This is a genomic window from Sporosarcina sp. FA15, assembly GCF_051550195.1.
GTDB classification, from domain to species: domain Bacteria; phylum Bacillota; class Bacilli; order Bacillales_A; family Planococcaceae; genus Sporosarcina; species Sporosarcina psychrophila.
This window is the reverse complement of record NZ_CP188818.1, coordinates 1,816,785-1,835,358: the sequence shown is the minus strand read 5'-3', so window position 1 is coordinate 1,835,358 and position 18,574 is coordinate 1,816,785. Positions and strand designations below refer to the sequence as shown.

16 protein-coding genes and 1 pseudogene are annotated in these 18,574 nt (G+C 38.9%); 11 read left to right on the top strand and 6 right to left on the bottom strand.

Annotation, left to right across the window (positions count from 1 at the left end; translation table 11 throughout):
- Positions 1–98 precede the first annotated feature (98 nt).
- From ACP8HG_RS08905 to ACP8HG_RS08895, 3 genes are all read left to right on the top strand, one after another.
- Complete coding sequence (locus ACP8HG_RS08905; RefSeq protein WP_338656821.1) at positions 99–1,574, top strand: protein adenylyltransferase SelO; 1,476 nt, start codon at positions 99–101, stop codon at positions 1,572–1,574.
- A 136-nt stretch (positions 1,575–1,710) separates the two neighbouring features.
- Positions 1,711–3,159, top strand: coding sequence for a DEAD/DEAH box helicase (locus ACP8HG_RS08900; protein ID WP_438298506.1), 1,449 nt, complete (start codon positions 1,711–1,713; stop codon positions 3,157–3,159).
- A gap of 93 nt (positions 3,160–3,252) precedes the next feature.
- On the top strand, positions 3,253–3,753 hold the full coding sequence (locus ACP8HG_RS08895; protein ID WP_342538621.1) for a GNAT family N-acetyltransferase: 501 nt from the start codon (positions 3,253–3,255) through the stop codon (positions 3,751–3,753).
- A 257-nt stretch (positions 3,754–4,010) separates the two neighbouring features.
- Here the strand turns inward: ACP8HG_RS08895 and cobT are convergent, their stop codons facing one another.
- The 3 genes from cobT to ACP8HG_RS08880 form a co-directional block, all read right to left on the bottom strand.
- Positions 4,011–5,072 carry a nicotinate-nucleotide--dimethylbenzimidazole phosphoribosyltransferase gene (cobT, locus tag ACP8HG_RS08890; protein WP_370569890.1) on the bottom strand — a complete coding sequence of 354 codons (1,062 nt, stop codon included), beginning with the start codon at positions 5,070–5,072 and terminating at the stop codon, positions 4,011–4,013.
- A 192-nt stretch (positions 5,073–5,264) separates the two neighbouring features.
- Positions 5,265–5,732 carry a hypothetical protein gene (locus tag ACP8HG_RS08885; protein WP_067210705.1) on the bottom strand — a complete coding sequence of 156 codons (468 nt, stop codon included), beginning with the start codon at positions 5,730–5,732 and terminating at the stop codon, positions 5,265–5,267.
- 613 nt (positions 5,733–6,345) lie between these two features.
- Positions 6,346–7,008 (bottom strand): ribonuclease H family protein, encoded by a 663-nt coding sequence (locus ACP8HG_RS08880; protein WP_438298505.1) that lies wholly within the window; start codon positions 7,006–7,008, stop codon positions 6,346–6,348.
- 802 nt (positions 7,009–7,810) lie between these two features.
- On the opposite strand from ACP8HG_RS08880, the pseudogene ACP8HG_RS08875 reads away from it, so the two are divergent.
- The 5 genes and pseudogenes from ACP8HG_RS08875 to ACP8HG_RS08855 all read left to right on the top strand — a co-directional run.
- A pseudogene (locus ACP8HG_RS08875) lies at positions 7,811–7,951 on the top strand (vitamin B12 dependent-methionine synthase activation domain-containing protein); the annotation flags it as partial.
- Between the two features lie 231 nt (positions 7,952–8,182).
- A complete protein-coding gene (locus ACP8HG_RS08870; protein ID WP_067210700.1) occupies positions 8,183–9,790 on the top strand; it encodes a spore germination protein in 1,608 nt (535 codons plus the stop codon).
- Positions 9,791–9,804: 14 nt separating this feature from the next.
- Entirely contained in the window at positions 9,805–10,992 is a 1,188-nt protein-coding gene (locus ACP8HG_RS08865) for a Ger(x)C family spore germination protein (RefSeq protein ID WP_438298504.1), read from the top strand.
- 6 nt (positions 10,993–10,998) lie between these two features.
- Positions 10,999–11,223, top strand: coding sequence for a hypothetical protein (locus ACP8HG_RS08860; protein ID WP_438298503.1), 225 nt, complete (start codon positions 10,999–11,001; stop codon positions 11,221–11,223).
- A 35-nt stretch (positions 11,224–11,258) separates the two neighbouring features.
- The gene (locus ACP8HG_RS08855) at positions 11,259–12,371 is read left to right on the top strand and encodes a GerAB/ArcD/ProY family transporter (protein WP_338656170.1); all 1,113 of its coding nucleotides are present in this window, start codon (positions 11,259–11,261) and stop codon (positions 12,369–12,371) included.
- A gap of 560 nt (positions 12,372–12,931) precedes the next feature.
- Here the strand turns inward: ACP8HG_RS08855 and ACP8HG_RS08850 are convergent.
- Both ACP8HG_RS08850 and ACP8HG_RS08845 read right to left on the bottom strand, forming a co-directional pair.
- Positions 12,932–13,156 carry a small, acid-soluble spore protein tlp gene (locus tag ACP8HG_RS08850; RefSeq protein WP_338656172.1) on the bottom strand — a complete coding sequence of 75 codons (225 nt, stop codon included), beginning with the start codon at positions 13,154–13,156 and terminating at the stop codon, positions 12,932–12,934.
- 287 nt (positions 13,157–13,443) lie between these two features.
- Positions 13,444–14,013 (bottom strand): biotin transporter BioY, encoded by a 570-nt coding sequence (locus ACP8HG_RS08845; protein ID WP_438298502.1) that lies wholly within the window; start codon positions 14,011–14,013, stop codon positions 13,444–13,446.
- A gap of 342 nt (positions 14,014–14,355) precedes the next feature.
- Here ACP8HG_RS08845 and ACP8HG_RS08840 point away from each other — a divergent pair, with 342 nt between their 5' ends.
- Entirely contained in the window at positions 14,356–15,282 is a 927-nt protein-coding gene (locus ACP8HG_RS08840; protein WP_438298501.1) for a dipeptidase, read from the top strand.
- On the opposite strand, the gene ACP8HG_RS08835 is transcribed toward ACP8HG_RS08840, so the two are convergent.
- Complete coding sequence (locus ACP8HG_RS08835) at positions 15,267–15,644, bottom strand: DUF3899 domain-containing protein (protein ID WP_067210682.1); 378 nt, start codon at positions 15,642–15,644, stop codon at positions 15,267–15,269. The genes ACP8HG_RS08840 and ACP8HG_RS08835 overlap by 16 nt on opposite strands.
- Positions 15,645–15,778: 134 nt before the next feature.
- On the opposite strand from ACP8HG_RS08835, the gene ACP8HG_RS08830 reads away from it, so the two are divergent.
- Both ACP8HG_RS08830 and ACP8HG_RS08825 read left to right on the top strand, forming a co-directional pair.
- A complete protein-coding gene (locus tag ACP8HG_RS08830; protein ID WP_438298500.1) occupies positions 15,779–17,428 on the top strand; it encodes a peptide ABC transporter substrate-binding protein in 1,650 nt (549 codons plus the stop codon).
- 209 nt (positions 17,429–17,637) lie between these two features.
- Positions 17,638–18,570, top strand: a complete 933-nt coding sequence (locus ACP8HG_RS08825) for an ABC transporter permease (protein ID WP_067210678.1) — start codon at positions 17,638–17,640, stop codon at positions 18,568–18,570.
- Positions 18,571–18,574 lie beyond the last annotated feature (4 nt).

Here is an 18,574-nt window from a genome sequence, read left to right as displayed (position 1 = left end):
AAGACACTACGAAGGACTACCTTATGGATAGGGATACCGTGATTTATGTTTTATATAAAAAAATCAGGCAAACAGACGAAAGGAAGATAGAAGATACGATGACAAACCGAAAAGAACTAATAGAATCAGGCTGGAATTTAGATAATAGTTATGCCCGTCTGCCAAAATCATTTTTTACAAACCTCAGCCCTAACCCTGTACAGTCACCGAAGTTGATCATTTTCAATGATTCCTTGGCAATTTCCTTGGGATTGGATGTCCATGAGTTGCAAAGCGAAGATGGAGTGGCAGTGCTTGCTGGGAATCGAATTCCTGAAGGCGCTTTGCCGCTTGCTCAAGCGTATGCGGGCCATCAATTTGGGCACTTTGCGATGTTAGGGGACGGCCGGGCAATGTTAATTGGCGAACAGATAAACCCTTTAGGTGAACGGTTTGATATTCAGCTTAAGGGTTCGGGCCGAACACCCTATTCCCGCGGGGGAGATGGTCGCGCGGCACTTGGACCAATGTTACGCGAATACATCATCAGTGAAGCCATGCATGCGCTTGGTATTCCTACTACTCGAAGTCTAGCAGTAGTGACAACCGGTGAATTTATCATCCGTGAAACCGATCTTCCAGGTGCCATTATGACTCGTGTGGCCGTCAGTCATCTACGCTTTGGAACCTTTCAATACGCTGCAAAATGGGGAACGGATGAGGAACTACAAGTTTTGGCCGACTACGCACTACAGCGCCATTTTCCTGAAGTTGAAACTGATGAAAGGCGCTATCTTGCGTTGCTTCAGGGAGTGATCAAGCGTCAGGCCGCCTTGGTTGCACAATGGCAAATGGTTGGTTTTATCCATGGAGTAATGAATACCGATAACATGACGATAAGTGGGGAGACCATCGATTATGGTCCGTGTGCCTTCATGGATACCTATGACCCAGCAACGGTCTTCAGTTCCATTGACATTCAAGGTCGCTACTCTTACGGCAATCAGCCGAATATCGTCGGGTGGAATCTTGCGCGATTTGCTGAAACCCTAATACCATTACTGCATGAAGATTATGCAGAGGGTGCCAAACTGGCGCAAGATGCCATTTCCGATTTCCCTGAGCACTATCATGCGAATTGGCTCGCGGGAATGAGAGCGAAACTAGGACTATTTAATGAAGAGAAACAGGATGAATCCCTTATTGAAGACCTTCTTCGACTAATGCAGAAACATCGCGCTGACTTTACCAATACTTTTCGCGCGTTAACGTATGATAATTTAGAAGATAATGTCCTTTTTGGGACTCCGGAATTTACCAACTGGTATGCACTGTGGCAGTCAAGACTAGGCAGACAGCAAGAATCAAAGATCAGCTCACAGCAGTTAATGCGAGATAGTAATCCTGTACTAATCCCACGGAACCATCGGGTAGAAGCTGCGCTAGAAGCCGCGGTGAACCAAGGTGATTACAGTGTGATGGAAAGGCTATTAGAAGTTCTATCAAATCCGTATGCGTACACTCCTGGGAAGGATGATTATTCCACACTTCCCGCGCAATCAACAAGGCCTTACCAAACATTTTGTGGGACTTAATAATTGGCTTTTCATGGTTTGCTAGCAGTACAAAATAATGCTACCTTATGTATTGGGTAGCATTATTTTATTTTAGGGATGACTACACTTGATCAGAAAAAAACGGGGTCAAATAATAATAAATGAGGTTACTTAAATGAGTGAAAGAAGTTTTGAGGATTATAATTTAAGCGATGAAATAACAAGAGCACTTGCCTTGTTGAAATATGAAAGGCCAACGGAGGTTCAAAGTGAAGTCATGCCGAGAGCACTGGAAAATCAGGATCTCATCGTGAAATCTCAAACAGGCAGTGGCAAGACGGCATCTTTTGGTATCCCTCTTTGCGAAATGATTGATTGGGAGAAGGAAAATCCACAGGCATTAATTCTAACGCCGACTCGAGAGCTTGCTGTTCAAGTTCAAGAGGATGTAACAGCTATTGGGCGTTTTAAAAGAATTAAAGCCTTAGCGGTTTACGGCAAAGAATCCTTTAGTAAACAAGAGGAAGAGTTGGAACAAAAAACACATATCGTCGTCGGTACTCCTGGGCGTGTGATGGACCATATTGAAAGAGGAACGTTTCGTGTAGATGAAATAAAATACTTGGTTATAGATGAAGCTGATGAAATGTTGACTATGGGCTTTGTTGCCCAAGTAGAAGCTATCATACAAAAACTTCCGCCTACTAGAGTAACGATGGTATTTTCCGCTACGTTGCCTAAAAAGGTTGAGAATCTTTGCCATACCTATATGAAAAAACCTATTTCTATTCAAATCGCTTCTACAGGAGTCACGACGAGTGCAATTGAACATAGCGTAATTGAAGTGAAAGAAGCAGGGAAAATGACGTTGCTGAAAAACATTACTGTTGTTGAAAACCCAGATAGCTGTATTATCTTCTGCAGAACTAAGGGGCAAGTTGACACTGTTTTTGCGGAATTGGAAAGGTCTAACTATTCTTGTGAAAAGATCCATGGTGGAATTGTACAGGAGGACCGATTTGCGGTTATGGAAGGCTTCAAAATGGGGAATTTTCGTTATCTTGTGGCGACCGATGTAGCTGCAAGGGGAATTGATGTAGCTAAAATAACACTTGTCATCAACTTTGACGTTCCCGTGGAAAAAGAGAGCTATGTTCATCGAACTGGCAGAACCGGTCGTGCTGGTAATAAAGGAAAAGCAATTACGTTTGCAACTCCAAATGACAGCAAACTCATTAAAGCAATTGAAGCATACATTGGCTTTGAGATACCTGTTTTGGAAGCGCCGACGCAGCAGAAAGTAGCTGTTGGAAAAAATGCTTTCGATGAAAAAGTCAGTGGTCGTCAGAAAACCAAAAATACTATACATGTGCAACCAAACAAGGATGTCATGAAACTCCATTTCAATGGTGGAAAAAAGAAGAAGCTTCGAGCCGTAGATTTTGTTGGCACGATTGCGAAGATTCCTGGAGTAACAGCAGATGATATCGGTATTATTACCATTCAGGATGAGTTGACTTATGTTGATATTCTGAATGACAAAGGTTCATTAGTTATGCAGGCAATGAAAGAAACGACAATCAAAGGAAAGAAATTAAAAGTTAGCCAGGCTAAAAGCATTTGAAGCTGCAATCCGCAAATTTAAGTCGGCGAATGAATTGTTTGTTTTTGAGTCTTTAACAGGTAACTTATAAAAACAGGGAATGGGGAAATGGCTATGCGATTAGTGAGACCATCCATTGAATGGAAAAACGAGCATGAAGATTACATGAAAGAGTGGGATGAATCCCGGATAACGCCCAGCAGTTTTAATGTAGCTGGTCACGAGGACTATGAAACGTATTTAGAAGCACTGCAAATCCGAGAAAGCGGAGACGGAAAATGGGTGCCTAGTACGAATTATTTTTTGGTGGGTTATAATGACCGGATATTAGCGATGGTCGACATCAGGCACGATCTGACAGATTACTTACACAATGTCGGCGGGCATATCGGGTATGGTGTGAGACCTGCGGAAAGAAGGAAAGGCTATGCGACATGGATTCTTGCAGAGGCATTGAAGAAATGCGGTGAACTCGGAATCGATCGGGTACTGGTAACTTGTAATGAAGACAATATTGGATCAGCAAAAACGATAGAGAAGAATGGCGGCATTGAAGACAAGAGCTTTATTGAAGAAGATGGAACGGTGGTTAGACGTTTTTGGATAGAAAGTTAATTGCATGGATGCTGTCATATTTTTCAAATGAACTTGAAAGTATAAACGATCATGATTGATCAGTGCATATATATGCATCCGAAAATTACAGGAGATGGTCTTCTTCAGTTCTTGGCTTGTTGGGAGTAACTGTGGGAATGTCTAGATATATTTAATGAAAACGCCAAGTTCGGAGTGAACTTGGCGTTTTTGCTATTTTTTTGACCACCATTCACTTATGCGTCAGGTTTTAAAATTGTTCTATGAATATTGCGTTGTTATGAATTCATTATCACTTCTGTCTCGTCTTTGCCCGATACACCGGAATTTTCGAATGTAGCCATCTCATTGATCATATTGACTGCGGATTGTAGAATCGGGAAAGCGACGGCTGCACCGGTCCCTTCGCCGAGACGCATATTTAGTTGGAGTAACGGCTCTTTTTGCAAATGTTTGACTGCCGTTGTATGTCCAGGTTCTACTGATTGATGCGATAAAATCATATAATCTACTACAGTAGGAGCCATCAATTTAGCTAGACAAGCGGAAACCGTACAGATAAAACCATCGACAAGAATAGGTACCCGCTTTTCTGCAGCGGCGAGCATTGCACCAGCCATTGCCGCCATTTCAAGTCCGCCCACTTTCGACAGGATATCAATGGCATCCGTCGGTTTCGGCTGATGTAAGCTGATTGCATCACGAACAACCGCAACTTTCCGATTATGCTGTTCAGTGGAAATACCAGTCCCAAATCCGACAATTGCAGCGGGGTCTGCACCAGTAATCGATGCTAGAACAGCGCTACTTGCTGTCGTGTTGCCGATACCGACTTCACCGATAATCAGACATTTGATCCCACTTTCTATAATCTGAATCCCTTCTTCATAACCGATGAGTACCGCTTTTTCTGCTTCTTCTCGTGTCATTGCTAATTCGGTGAGGAAGCTTCCAGTGCCCTGACGAATTTTCTTATGAATAACTTGCACCTCTGTTACATCTCCCGCTACACCTACGTCGACGACTTTGAATTTTGCACCGATTTGTCTACCAAATACATTGATAGCGGCTCCGCCATTTACAATATTTGCTACCATTTGGAGCGTCACTTCCTGTGGATAAGCGGAAACACCTTCTTTTACAATGCCATGATCGGCAGCAAATACGATGATGCCTGGTGGTGTAATCTCTAGAGTCAAATTACCTGTCATTTCTGCCAGACTAATTGCGATTTCTTCCAACCTGCCCAAACTACCTAAAGGTTTTGTTAATGTTGCTATGTAAGAAGTTGCTTTTTCTCCCGCTGCTTTATTCAACAAAGGTATGTCTATATTCATCATTGTTTATCCCAACTCTCTTTTCGATTTTAGTAAGGGGGCTATAGGACCGTGTGAAAACAGTCTTGTAAACCATTATACTAGTTTGAAGTATGCTGTGTAAGAAACACTTGTGAATGTTTAGATGTACAGGTAATAGAAAAATAACCCAAAAGCATGAGGTGCTTCTGGGTTATTTATTGGGGGAATTTGAAATTAAATGAAAGATACATCTAACTTCATAAGGTCTTTTTGGTTGAAGGTTAAACCAGGAAGAGTGAAAGTCCCTGCATTTATTGCAAAAGTATTCGCAATAACATTCGGACTTCCAGGATGAAAGATTCTAACTTCATAGTGGAATGGTTCAACGAATTGACTTAAGTTGATGTGTTGATTCGGTAAAAGAGTCACTAATTGATTGAGCAGGACTTCTGGACCACCACTATTCCAATTGATAACTTGTACCCTTACTTGAAAGGTTCTAGTTGGATCAAGGTTAGCTACTTCAATATGAGCTGCAGTTTGGCCAACAACCGTATTCAATACACCTGTCGATAATACCATAGGTTTTAACCTATGATCATCTTTATGTTTATCTTCACATTTGCATTTATCTTTTCGCTTGTCTTCACATCCGTATTCATGGTAATACTTACATTTGTCTTCGTTTCTATAATCACGCATTTTATCACCTCCTTTTATATAAGCTATTACTAATATATTAAAATTGTTGGAAAGTGTTACAAGTTGTCCCGATTTCCAGAAATTTATTTTCCGGGAATAATGACTTTCATCAAAATTGGAGCACTCATTAACAATAGAAGCAGGCCATGGGGAGGTTGTTTTTGCTCGAAATTCAATCCGGAATATACATATATGCCTTTCACCCTATTAAAAATGTATTATACCTTTTGCTTAACTTACAAATTCTCTGATAAGAAGAACCTCATTCAGTTCAATGATTGGATATAGCTGAAAAGGTATTTGTAGTGAGTTAATCTGGAATACCCATTTAATAAACTTGGGATAATAGTTAGGGCATTGAAACTTTTCTTATGTCTGTTTCCTATAATAAGTAGATTCAAAAGATTTGATAGTGGGAGGGGGAATTCGGGGGATTTACATATCTGATTGAGAGGTAACTGTGAAGAAATTGAGTAAAGGCAAGTAAGAAATACTTAATGAAATTTCACCAGGAATTACCGACTACAATTTCTGGTATATATAAGAAACAGTCATGAAAGTTTAACTTTCATGACTGTTTGTAGATAGCCTTTAGTTGAACTTTATAGACTTACTAATCCACTGTAACTTCGCTCGTGGCCGTAATCGAAACTCCATTCAGCGCTTGTGTTGCCAGCCGATCCGCTTCTGAATTTAGCTTCCGCTGTACCAGTTTGTATTCTGGCTGGATACCAAGGTCTTTCAGCTTTTCTTCTATCCGGTCTGCCCAACTAGACAAATTATTTTCGAGGGCCGGCCATTCTCCAGTCAGCTGGTTGATGACCACCTGTGAATCCCCGATGAAGAGAACTGGTAGATGATGGACAGTCAAAAGCTCGAGTTCCTGTAGACATAGGTAGAGTGCTGCATATTCTGCCTCGTTATTCGATGAGAGTTCGGTAGAAGGTGCATTTTGCCGTAACCTATATGATTTCCCGCTTTGTTCGTAATAGATGACGCAGCCTAATCCCGATTTACGGGTCGTATGATCGAAGCCACCGTCGAAATAAACCGTGATGTTATGTGGTTCAGTTTCAATTCCTTTCAAATAACCTTTCATCTCTTTGACCGTCCACGTACTGTCGAACTGATCAATGAATAGTACATTTTTGGTACGTCCGGTCCGTGCCAAGTCTTCCGCAACTAGTATGGCTTGTGCTGCCGGCATCTCCTCGGAGCGGAAGACGGTTTCTGCTCCTTTTGGAGTTTTGTAAATCCACTCGATTAGAATATTCATCGCTAATCCTCCTGTATCAGTAAGTCTATGTATTCATCTTCTATCTCTCTCAAAAATGCAGATACAATATGAGTATACCCAATTCAGGTTATATTTATGAAACGACCCAATTTATTAGCTACCTAAGCGGGACACTACAATTGCATGAGCATAGCAAGAAAACCAGGCAGCTCAATGTCTGGTTTTTTTAATGTGTATTGAGATATGTGAATTACTTATTTTGCTCCTCTCACGTGGAAACTCTTAAGGTGATTTTTACCGATAACCATTTCTTGATTTTCTTCGTATTCAAATGGCCAACAAAATCTCGGCAAATAGACTACTAATCGCAAATATAGTAGTGGCAAAGAAGGCGAAATTAATCCCATGTAGTATTTCATCTGCAGAAATAATACTGAGGTGTTTCGATTGCTCACGCAATAGTATGGAGCGTATTTTGCATGCTGTACAATATACGTGTAATTTATTTGGCAATGAATTTAATCTAGCAATCGAGAGGTTATTGAAAATACTCATGGAGGTTATTTAGTACTGGGTTCCGATTTCATTTAAATGATTACGTTCGATGGAAAACCAGTTGTGTTGAACGACTATCATCTTGGAGACAAAGTAATGACATTAATTTCTGAGAGTATAATTTGTTGGGGAATATACAGAAGAAATCATTACACCAGTGGCCAAGTTTTGTGCTGGAGCAATTGGACCTGCGACGAAAAAGCTGCTTGTCACATGTGAAAATAGGTTTGATTAAGTAAGACATGACTTTTAGATACAAGCGAAAGTGACGTGATTCTACTAGAAACAAGCCAAGTTATTTAATTTGAAAAGACCTGAAGATATTGGCATGCAGTTAACAGAAGGATTGCTGATGGAATCCAAAGTATGCGTATCTGCGATGGTATTCGCTCATCCAGATGCGAGTTGTTTTTTGCAGCGAAACTGAAATGTCTATTGTCTAATAAAGTAAGTATTGATGGATAAGCAGGGGTTTAAAATCACAACGGAGTTAGTTTAAGCTTACAAGAATACCTATGGACTACGACATAACAAACGTATGAAAAAAAGAGAAATAGCTCATGCTGAATACTATAAAAGGGACTTGACCCGCCGAATAATGTAATTTTTATTAGCAGAATATAATCGTATTCATAATAGAAAGTGAGGGACAGAGAGTATGCGGTTTTTTAAAAAGAAAAAAACAAACGAATCAAATAAAGCTGTTCCCTCACAAAGTCAAATGGTGGATCCAAATAAAAAAGATGGTCTGAAAGTTAGTCTTCAGGAAAATATACAAATCTTAAAAGATACACTTGGGAAAAGTACGGATATTGTCTTTCGAGAAATTCGAATTGGAAAAGAAGGAAGCATTAAAGCGGGCATTATATACACTGATGGGTTAACAAATACAACTTCGTTACAAGAATTCATATTAGAAACACTTATGTTGGATACTAAAGATATTGAATTACAGGTAAAGTTGTCAACTGGGCAAAGTATTATTAGCATTTTAAAAGATTTTTCCATGACAGTAGGAGAGATAAAAGATTTCACTACTTTTGAAGTACTTTATAATGGTCTTTTGTCGGGCGATACAATAATACTAATCGATGGCTATTCACAAGGATTAGTCATTTCAAATAAGCACTGGATTGAGCGTGGGGTAACGGAACCAGTTGCTCAAACGGTAGTGAGAGGACCCCGTGAAGGATTCTCCGAAAACTTACGCGTAAATACGGCATTAGTTCGACGGAAACTTAAAGATCCTAATCTTTGGGTGGAGTCTAAGGTAATTGGAACACGGACGAAAACGGATATTGCGTTGATGTACATCAACGGTGTTGCAGATGAAAAAATAGTGAAAGAAGTCCATTTGCGTTTGGATAATATCGAAATTGATGGAATTCTAGAAAGTGGATATATCGAAGAATTAATTGAGGATTCACCTCATTCACCTTTTCCCACTATTTTCAATACAGAACGCCCAGATGTAGTAGCTGCAGCACTACTGGAAGGAAGAATAGCCATTTTGGTAGATGGAACGCCATTTGTACTTATCGTTCCTGCGTTGTTCATTCAATTTTTCCAGTCTTCTGAGGACTATTATCAACGTGCGGATATTTCGAGTTTTATTCGACTCCTTCGTTTTGGCTCTTTTGGTATTTCTTTGCTGGCGCCGGCGTTTTTTATTGCAATCACAACTTTTCATCAGACGATGCTGCCACCAGCACTGCTAATTAGTCTGACTGCCCAACGAGAAGGTGTTCCATTTCCTGCATTCTTTGAAGCATTGCTAATGGAATTGACCTTTGAAATATTACGTGAAGCAGGCGTAAGAATGCCTCGATCGATTGGATCTGCCATGTCTATTGTAGGTGCATTCGTCATAGGGACGGCAGCTGTCGAAGCAGGTGTGATTTCTGCGGCGATGGTAATTATTGTTTCAATAACTGCTATCGCGAGCTTTGTTTCTCCAACTTATGATATAGCGATTGCTGTAAGATTACTGCGTTTTGGTTTTATGGGAATAGCTGCCTCGTTCGGTTTATTTGGAATTATGGTGGGTTTAATTGCCCTCGTACTCCATTTATGTAGTATTCGTTCTTTTGGCATTCCCTACATGTCTCCATTGGGTCCATTTAATATTTCCGATCAAAAGGATACATTTATTCGATTGCCTAGATGGGCAATGATTACTCGACCTCGTCTTATCAATCAACAAAATATAGTTAGGCAACAAGATTCAGCTTCTGCAAAACCAAAGCCACCAAAAAATGAGGAGTAAAAGGAGCCTAAACGATGAAAAAATATACTTTTGTGCTCCTAATTCTGAGTCTTGTTTTAACGGGATGTTGGGACAGGAGGGAATTAAATGAGATTGCGATCACTTTAGCGCTAGGAATTGACAAAGTGGATGAAGAATTTCAATTAACTGCTCAAGTAGTTGTACCGTCGGAAGTATCCATGAAACAAAGTTCTGGTCGTTCAACAGTAACCTTATTCCAAGCTACCGGTGAAACAATATTTGAAGCCTTTCGAAAAATGACAATCGACTCACCCAGAAAGATATATCCCGGTCATCTTCGAATGCTTGTGATTGGCGAGGAATTAGCTAAAGCAGGTGTAGGTGAGTCATTGGATTTACTATCAAGAGATTGGGAACTACGATCTGATTTTTATGTTGTTGTTGCAAAGGATAAGACTGCTGCAGAAATACTGAATGTTACAACACCGATTGAAAGCATACCTGCAAATAAAATGTTTAATACGCTTAAAACGTCTGAGGAAAACTGGGCTGTGACGAAAGGGGTTACATTAGATGAGCTGTTAGGCGATTTTATAACAGATGGAAAGGATGCAGTTTTAACGGGTATTCAGGTGTTTGGAAATCAGGAAGTAGGTTCAAGCAAGCAGAATGTGGAGTCAATTACGCCTGCTGCCCAAATTCAATATGATTATTTGGCGGTATTTAGGCAAGATAAACTAGTGGGATGGTTAAATGAAAGTGAAAGTAAGGGATATAACTATATTATCGACTCCGTTAAATCGACAGTAGCATCAATTTCATGTCCCGAGGAAGGGAAAGTTTCGATAGAGGTAATTAATTCTAAATCTGAATTGAAAGGAAAGATTAACAAAGGGAAACCGGAAGTAAATGTAACTATCGAGGTAGAGGGGGATGTGGGAGCTGTGGAATGTCACATCGATATGAAAGACACAAAAACAATAGATGCGTTAGAAAAAAGTTATGAAAAAGAATTGAAGGAAATCGTTCATCAAACAATTGAAACGCTACAAAAACAATATAAGTCAGATATTTTTGGATTTGGACAAGCTATTCATCGATCCAATCCGAAAACATGGAAAAAAATTAAAAATCAGTGGGATGAAGAGTTTACGGAATTAACAGTGAACGTTGAGGTTGATATGAAAATACGTGATACGGGTACAGTAAGTAATTCATTCTTACAAAAGTTAGAGGAATAAAGAAATATGCTGAAAATTATTGGAATCCTGTTGATAGTAGTAGTAATCGTACGGTTTGAAGTTCCATCCCTATTACTAAAAAAAAACAAAAAAGAATTGGTTGTCTTTTTACTCTTTCTTTCTATTGGTACAGGCTTAGGGATTGCTCAAGTATTAGGAAAACCCATTCCAAATCCAATGGACTTACTAACTTTCATTCTAAGACCAATAAATGAAACGCTCTTCCGTTAGTTGAATTAGAGAGGTAAGGAGGGTGAAGAGTTGAAATGATGCATAATATTAAAATAAATTCAAATCAATTTCTAGTGTTAGTTATCTTTTTTACGATTGGGACGAGCATCTTAGAAGTTCCGTCAGTTTTAGCAGCAAAAACGAACCAAGATGCCTGGATTACAGCTATAATTGGTACGGGAATCGGGTTATTGGTTGTATGGCTTTTCACCGCGATAGCACTTTGGTTTCCTCACCTCACCTATGTTCAAATGAATGAAAAAGTATTTGGAAAATGGATTGGTAAAGCCGTTTCAGTTTTATTTGTAATGATGTCACTTCTTTATGCTTCAACTCTTTTATTTCAATCAGGAAATTTTTTTAATACCCATATTATGCCGAATACGCCTATATCAGCCCTTAATATTCTGATGGCTGGAGTTATGGTAATGGGCGTTTACCTTGGGTTAGAGACCATTGCACGTTCTGCAGAAATCTTTGGTGCCTTTTTCATCATCATCTTTATTATATTTACCGTTTTAATTGCACCCGATATCCATGTTGACCACCTAAAGCCTGTGTTTGAGGCAGAACCGAAAACGATGATCAAATCCTCCTTCTTTTATGTCCTTTTGTCTTCTGGAAATGCCATTGTTTTATTAATGATTTTCCCCGCATTTGTAAATGAAGTTAAACAGTCAAAAAAATCCTTTCTAATTGGAAATCTAATTGGCGGACTTATTATCATTCTCATTACATTTTTGAGTATCTCGGTATTAGGAGCAGCAAAAACGGCAAACGAATTTTATCCAAGCTATGAATTGGCCAAAAGAATTAGTGTCGGAAATTTTATAGAGCGAATTGAAGTATTAATGGCTTTACTATGGATTATCTCTCTCTATTTCAAGTTGATCCTTTATTTTTACGCTACTATTTTAGCAATTGCACAAATCTTAAATTTGAAGGATTATCGTCCCTTAATAATGCCAATGGGGATAATTGCAGTGGTTCTCTCTCTCGTGGTTTATCCTAATATTATCTATAAACAGAATTGGGACAATACTACGGGGAATTCCCTTACATTAGTAGTCGGAATTATATTTCCACTTTTGTTAGCTATCGTTTACGGAATACGAAGGAAGAATTTGAAGAAAGAAGTTACAAAATAACAAGATACGAAACGAATAAATTTGTAGCGTAAGTATTTTACTAGAGGGTTAGATGACCAACTCTGGTTAGGTCGGGTACGTTTATTTGATACTTAGATGTTTATATACCAGGTTGATTTTATACTGGCTTTTGTTTCACTATTTTTAAAAAATCTGGGCACCAGACCTTATGATAGAACGATCACGACGATATCTAATGGTAAAAATTCTACCATTCAAGATCGGACTATTATATAACTGAATCCGTTGTTAAATCGACAGAACTTGATGAGAAACGGTTAATTGAAACGTTGTAATAATCGAAGGATACTTATTTATATATATTTAGATACATAAATTGCTCGATTGTCTGTCTGGCAATTATTATTAATCAGTATAGGAATAGTCCTAGGCTTTATCTGTGGAAAAATATTTAATATTAAAATAACCCACCATGGTCCGCATTGTAAGAGGCGTGGTGGGTTCTGTTGTCGACACTATACATATAGCTAAGAAATTGTGCGAAGCATACATACGTAGTAGAAATGCACAACTAGGCACAGTGTCGGCTAAACCTATACTTACATTCTTTTTTTATACCCGTTAATTCGTGATTCTTCTTCTGCCCGTATTTCAGTTTGTAATCCTTCAATGCTTTCTTTACGTCGCTCGTTTTTCTCCTTGATTGCAGCAAGTTCTTTCCCCTCGGCGAATTCCATCGCTGCTTCGGCTGCTTCCATATTACTGATGGTTTTCTTTAGCCTATTTACATTGTCATCTGAATCATTCGGTTTGATGTTAGTCATTATACTTCCTCCTTCAACTTTTTTAAAAACCTTCAAGAGATAGCGTTCCCAAATTCACAATAATTATTTGTCGATTACAGTTCTCGGGAAGAAGACGATTACTACAATGATATTTTCCGTATGGCAAAGAAACCACATATCTGGCGTTTAGAATATGAATGAAATAGTGGAATGGGACGTTAATCTACTAGAGTTTTATGAGGGAGAAAGTAGGTTGAATAGCAGACGAATAATGTGAAATACCGAATTCCAAAACAATTACTAGCCGTTTTGGAATCCGGTATGATTTATTTTACTTCAGCGTTCCATGCATATAATAGATTTGTTGATTTCAACCTATTTCTAACAGTAATGCCAGCCCATGCTGCCAGTGTCGCTTTAATGAGGCCAACAAGAAGAAACGGTGCAAATCCACCTGTAAATGCTGCGGTCCAAGAAAGATTTGCAATGACTTTTAACCAAACCGTTCCAAAAGTTAACGCAATAAACATTCCGATTACGTTTGCGATGATTGCATTTTTAACCGTAAAGCTCGTTTTTTCAAGAAAAAAGCCAATGATAAGTGCAGTTGGGATGAACCCGATCAAATACCCACCAGTTGGCCCGACTAGAATCCCTAAACCACCAGACATCTGTGCGAATACCGGTATACCTATTGCGCCCATGCATAAATAAATGAGTACTGACAATGTACCATATCGTGCGCCCAATATTGTCGCAGCAAGTCCGATGGCTAGCGTTTGCCCAGTAATTGGTACAAGTGGTAATGGAACTGTAACTTGTGCTAATACACCGATAATTGCTGCGAATAGTGCTGAAATAATCATCATTCGTAGTTTGTAACTTGACTCAGTCATAGTGTGTAAATCCCCTTTGAGTTAACTTAAATTAAATAATTGTTGACTCATTTATTGTATAGTAACCCAACTGCTTTCGTCAACACGATTTTTTTCAAACGAAATGTATTGTTTAGGTATAGGTTAAACCTACAGTTCCTTTGTAAGGGATTAGTGTGAGTTGCTAAACCTTCATGACTGTTTATCGAATAGATACTCGAAATCCATCACTTGGACTATATAGGCGATGGATTTATTTTTGCGAATATGAAGTTGAAATCCAACTAGTTGTTTGCTACTATTTCTATTAACAGATAGTTCTAATTGTTGATTCTATTTGTGTATCTGAAAGGGGCAAATAAATTGGAAATTATCGATTTGCATTGTGATGTATTGCTTAGATTGTATGAATCAAAAGGGGCAATGAAATTTCAAGATTCTTTGGAACTTGATACGAGTTATGAAAAATTAATAAAGGGTGGAGTAAAGGTACAAGCATTTGCTATATTCGTGTATCCGGAAATGAAGTCAGATCAGAAATTTCAAGCTGCTTTAGATCAAATCCATTATTTCTATTCAGATGTGCTTAGGAACAATCCGAATATGAAACTGATCAAGGAGTGGAGCGATTTCGATGAGTTAAAAGACGGAGAAATTGGAGCGATGTTAACGCTTGAAGGTGTGGATGCAATCGGAAATGATCTACAAAAGCTATCTATTCTCCATCAATTAGGAGTCCGTTCGATTGGTCTTACTTGGAATAATGCCAACTTGGCAGCAGACGGAGCGGGAGAACCACGTGGAGCGGGACTGACGTCGTTTGGCAAAGAGATTGTTCATTTCAATAATGAACATAAAATTTTGACCGATGTCTCCCATTTGTGTGAAAAGGCTTTTTGGGATGTCATGGAAGAAGCAAACTATCCAATTGCGAGCCATTCGAATGCCAGAGCATTATGCAATCATGTTCGTAATCTGACAGATGATCAGGCAAGAACACTGTTTGAAAAAAATGGGCTCGTCCATGTTGTCTACAATCCGCCGTTTGTGAAGGAACAAGGGGAAGTTGCGATAAAAGACCTAATCGAACATATTGACCATTTCTGTTCTTTAGGCGGAGAGAAACAAATTGGGTTAGGCTCAGACTTCGATGGTATCTCGTCGAAGATTGTTAATTTGGAAGATGCATCTATGCATCCGAATTTACTAAATGAGTTGCTAAAAAAATACAGTGAAGAGACGGTCAAAGGTTTTGCCTACCAAAACTTTATGGATCATCGTCCTAATTGAACGGTAATAAGAGAGCCAATCAAGCTGAGTGAGAAGTAGAAAGCGCCGAGGGGTAAAATATAGGCTAGTAAGGGAAACTGTTTTAAATAACTCGGGTTTTCTCCGTTTTTACCTTCTACGTCCTGTATAACTTGCTCGCGTTTGCTAAGGGTTGAATAGAAACGTCTCGAGTTGTTGATAAATCTAGTGAAAAAACCATCTTGGATGATGAGTAATACACTGCCGATTAGTAACATGATGATGCCGATATAGAAAAATAAATCAAGTAAAATAATGATATACTTTGGGGCCATAAATACAGTAGAGAATAAAATAACGAAAGATGTGATGCAAAAAGAAAGAAGTAAGCTTTTCTTTTTCATAGAGGTTAACAACTCCTACCTTATTTATAGATCAATAGGGATATATCTATTAATTAAAAATATTATTGCTATTGTGATTGTAAGCACTTACAATTATATATAGTTACTAGAATAGTACAAGGGGGGAATGGGAAATGAAGAAAAAAACATGGTTAGGCTTAATTTTCTTGGCCATTTTTTCTTTGATTGTTTCGGGTTGTAATTTCAGCTCATCAACTGAAGAGAAAGACGACAAGAAAGAGGATGAAAAAGAAGCAGACGGCAAGGTTGCACAAGTACTTAATTTGAGTGCAACGGCTGATATTCCAACATTGGATTCAACAAAAGCGCATGACGCTATTGCATTTGACGTTTTGAATAACGTGAATGAGGGGCTGTATCGTCAGGATCAAAGTAACCAATCTGTTCCCGCGCTCGCAGAGAAGCATGAGAAAAGTGAAGATGGCATCGTTCATACATTTACAATTAGAGACGCGAAGTGGAGCAACGGCGAACCTGTAACAGCTGCCGATTTTGAATACGCGTGGAAACGTGTTATGAAAGAAGCTGGTGCATATAATTACATGCTTGTTACTGCAGGCATCAAGAATTCCGAAGCTATCATGAACGAAGAAATGGATGCTGCAGAACTTGGTATTAAGGCAACAGGAGAAAAAACGCTTGAAGTGACACTTGAAAGTGCAAATCCATTATTTGAAACATTACTGGCATTCCCGACATTCTTACCGCAAAATCAAAAGTTTGTAGAAGAGCTTGGAGATCAGTATGCACTCGAAGCTGACAACATTTTAGCAAATGGTCCATTCAAACTTGATAACTGGTCACAAGAACAAAGCTGGAAACTTGTTAAAAATGAAGATTATTGGGATGCAGGAAAAGTGAAAATTGAAGAGGTAAATGTATTTGTCGTTAAAGACCCGTCTGCCGGGGCGAATTTATATGAGACAGAGAAAATTGACCGCGTCAAATTAACTTCTGCACTTATCGACCAATATGTTGAGGATAAAAACTTTAAAGTTGAAAAAGACTCAGGTATTGTCTTCTTACGCTTTAATCACAACCATCCAGTGCTTAAGAATTCAGAAATTCGCCGTGCGATTGGAATGGCAGTTGACCGTCAAGGTTTGACAGATGTTATTTTGAAAGACGGTTCTTCACCAATTTACGGAGTAGTTGGAGAAGGATTTTACTTCTCGCCTGAGAATAAGGATTACCGAGAGTTAAATGGAGACTTCAATAAAGGGACTCCTGAAGAAGCAAAAGCAATATGGGTAAAAGCTTTAGCTGAAGTTGGACAAACAGAATTGACAGTGTCACTCAATATTGCTGACTCGGATGAAATGAAAAAAGTAGCTGAGTACTTACAAGCGCAGCTTGAAGACAATCTTCCTGGATTTAAGCTTGATATTAAAGCTGTACCATTCGCTCAGCGTCTTGAAATTGAAAAAGCAGTCGACTATGAACTTTCTCTTTCTACATGGGGACCAGATTATAGTGACCCGATGACCTATTTAGATATGTGGGTAAAAGGCAGTTCTTCAAACCGTATGGATTATAGCAATCCAAAATTAGATGCATTAGTTCATGATGCACGCGGTGAGACGGATTTAAGCAAGCGTTACGAGATGTTGCTTGGTATTGAAAAGGTTTTGTTGGAAGAAGATGCAGCAGTTGCGCCTCTTTATCAACGAGGGTCTGCAATTCTTGTACGTGATAAAATCAAAGATTTAGCTAAACATCCAACGGGTGCTGAATTCACTTACAAATGGGCTCACATCGAATAAACATATGATTTAAGCAACAGATAAGCGAAGGTGTATCCAACTGGAGCATCTTCGTTTTCTGATTGATAAATAACTTGAGAAAAGAATATCTATTTAATCTGAGCGAAGGCGCCTTACAAGGGTTAGCCGAAGCGAATTCAATGGGATATTTTATATCAACATTTATAGAAGGAAAATCAAGAGCTTTTTAAGGAATTGGGGTGTCCGATTTGAAGCGCTACATAGTAAAAAGATTCGGGTTTATGATTATTACATTGTTTATCATTATCACAGCAACGTTCTTTCTTATGCAATTCCTTCCGGGAACGCCGTTTACAAACCCGGAAAAGTTATCTGATAAGCAACTCGTTATTTTAAATGCCAAATATGGATTAGATCAACCGGCAGCAATCCAATACATTCGCTATTTAGGGAATTTAGTACAAGGCGATCTTGGCTATTCATTCCAATATGAAGGTCGAACTGTAAAAAGTATGATCGTTAATCGTATTGGCCCTTCTGCGCTCATTGGTTTACAAGCACTTGTATTTGGGACGATTGTAGGGCTAGTACTCGGTATTATTTCTGCATTACGACATAATACACTTCTTGACTATGGTGCTGTGACACTTGCAGTACTCGGGATGTCTATCCCATCGTTCGTTTTTGCAGCATTGCTACAATACTTCATTGGGGTGAAGTATGAATTATTACCTGTTGCTTTATGGGAAAGTTATGCGAGTACCATTTTACCGTCGTTCGCACTTTCAGTAACAGTTATCGCAACGGTCGCACGTTTCATACGAAGTGAAATGCTCGAAGTATTAGGACAGGATTATGTGACGACAGCAAGAGCAAAAGGCTTGCACGAATCCACGGTTATGGCGAAACATGTCATTCGAAATGCGCTAATCCCTGTTGTTACGATGCTCGGTCCGTTAGCAGTTTCGATCATGACAGGAACATTAGTTATTGAAAAGATATTTTCAGTACCTGGCCTCGGGGAACAGTTCACATTGTCAATTATGGTCCTCGATTATAGCGTAATTATGGGAATTACCTTATTTTATAGTGCGTTGTTCATATTCGTTGTCTTTATTGTTGATATTTTATATGGTCTTCTGGATCCTCGGATTGATTATAAACAGGGGGGACAGGCATGAACAA

Excerpts from the sequence above, each read along its gene's own strand:
- cobT (WP_370569890.1), bottom strand. The coding sequence starts at position 5,072 with ATGATGAATATAGACATACCTTTGTTGAATAAAGCAGCGGGAGAAAAA.
- ACP8HG_RS08900 (WP_438298506.1), top strand. The coding sequence starts at position 1,711 with ATGAGTGAAAGAAGTTTTGAGGATTATAATTTAAGCGATGAAATAACA.
- ACP8HG_RS08865 (WP_438298504.1), top strand. The coding sequence starts at position 9,805 with ATGAAAAAATATACTTTTGTGCTCCTAATTCTGAGTCTTGTTTTAACG.
- ACP8HG_RS08905 (WP_338656821.1), top strand. The coding sequence starts at position 99 with ATGACAAACCGAAAAGAACTAATAGAATCAGGCTGGAATTTAGATAAT.
- ACP8HG_RS08835 (WP_067210682.1), bottom strand. The coding sequence starts at position 15,644 with ATGAAAAAGAAAAGCTTACTTCTTTCTTTTTGCATCACATCTTTCGTT.
- ACP8HG_RS08855 (WP_338656170.1), top strand. The coding sequence starts at position 11,259 with ATGATGCATAATATTAAAATAAATTCAAATCAATTTCTAGTGTTAGTT.
- ACP8HG_RS08880 (WP_438298505.1), bottom strand. The coding sequence starts at position 7,008 with ATGAATATTCTAATCGAGTGGATTTACAAAACTCCAAAAGGAGCAGAA.
- ACP8HG_RS08830 (WP_438298500.1), top strand. The coding sequence starts at position 15,779 with ATGAAGAAAAAAACATGGTTAGGCTTAATTTTCTTGGCCATTTTTTCT.
- ACP8HG_RS08860 (WP_438298503.1), top strand. The coding sequence starts at position 10,999 with ATGCTGAAAATTATTGGAATCCTGTTGATAGTAGTAGTAATCGTACGG.
- ACP8HG_RS08850 (WP_338656172.1), bottom strand. The coding sequence starts at position 13,156 with ATGACTAACATCAAACCGAATGATTCAGATGACAATGTAAATAGGCTA.
- ACP8HG_RS08870 (WP_067210700.1), top strand. The coding sequence starts at position 8,183 with ATGCGGTTTTTTAAAAAGAAAAAAACAAACGAATCAAATAAAGCTGTT.
- ACP8HG_RS08845 (WP_438298502.1), bottom strand. The coding sequence starts at position 14,013 with ATGACTGAGTCAAGTTACAAACTACGAATGATGATTATTTCAGCACTA.
- ACP8HG_RS08885 (WP_067210705.1), bottom strand. The coding sequence starts at position 5,732 with ATGCGTGATTATAGAAACGAAGACAAATGTAAGTATTACCATGAATAC.
- ACP8HG_RS08895 (WP_342538621.1), top strand. The coding sequence starts at position 3,253 with ATGCGATTAGTGAGACCATCCATTGAATGGAAAAACGAGCATGAAGAT.